This window comes from Methylosinus sp. KRF6, from assembly GCF_018887255.1.
In the GTDB taxonomy this organism is placed as follows: Bacteria; Pseudomonadota; Alphaproteobacteria; order Rhizobiales; family Beijerinckiaceae; genus Methylosinus; species Methylosinus sporium.
Genome location: NZ_JAHLJF010000048.1, coordinates 1 through 883 on the forward strand (window position 1 = coordinate 1; position 883 = coordinate 883).

Annotated in this window: 1 protein-coding gene; it reads right to left on the reverse strand. The window is 61.4% G+C overall.

The window, feature by feature from the left end; genetic code table 11:
• Positions 1-311: 311 nt before the first annotated feature.
• The coding region (locus tag KP010_RS22460) for an IS110 family transposase (protein ID WP_216281944.1) at positions 312-883 on the reverse strand (572 nt) is incomplete at its 5' end.

Consider the following 883-nt stretch of genomic DNA (forward strand, 5'->3'; position numbering starts at 1 on the left):
CGGGGCGTGTGTGGATGCCCCCGCTTTTGCAAGGTGATTTTCTCGGCGACTACTCGGCTCGGCGCTTCTATCGGTCGTGTGTCAGGCCTCTCATCGTGGCCTGAAGTGTGCCACGGGCCGGCATGCAGTTCGAAGAACAGGGTCCACATCGGTTCAGAGAGCTTGGTTTGCTCGAGCCCCGGGACTGGTTTTCCCCATTCTGAACATTGAAGTCCTTGCCGCATATGTCGTCGGTCGATCTCCTCGCCGAGCCGGCTCCGAGCCGGCCCTTTCAGCGCTTCTCCGCCTTGCTCCTTTCGGAAGCGAACGGATCACGCCAAACGATAATTCTGTTCACGCGTCATCATGGCCCAGATGATACGGGCCATCTTGTTGGCCAAGGCGACGGCTGCGACCATGCGCGGCTTGCGCCCGAGAATGCGGCCCAGCCAATTGTCGGGCAGCACGCCCTTGCGGACGATCCAGCGGATCCGGCTCATGGCGCCGACAATCAGCAGCTTTCGAATGTCGTGCTGCCCCATTTTGCTGACCGAGCCCAGGCGCGTTTTTCCGCCTGTCGAATGCTGCCGCGGTACGAGGCCGAGCCAGGCGGCGAAATTCCTGCCGCTGGAAAAAGCGCGCAGATCGGGCGCGAAGGCGAGGACCGCGCCAGCCGTGATGGGACCGACGCCTGGAACCGTGCATAGACGCCGCATCTCGACGGTCTCGCGCGCCGCATCGCGTAGGCGCAAGGTAAGCTCGTCGACCTTACGTGTGAGCAATTCGATCTGGTCGAGATAGAGCCGAACGATATCACGCACCGTCTCCGGTAGATCTATAGTCGCATCATCCATCATTTCCACGAGGCTCTTCAGGTTCGCTGGTCCCTTGGCGACGACGATCC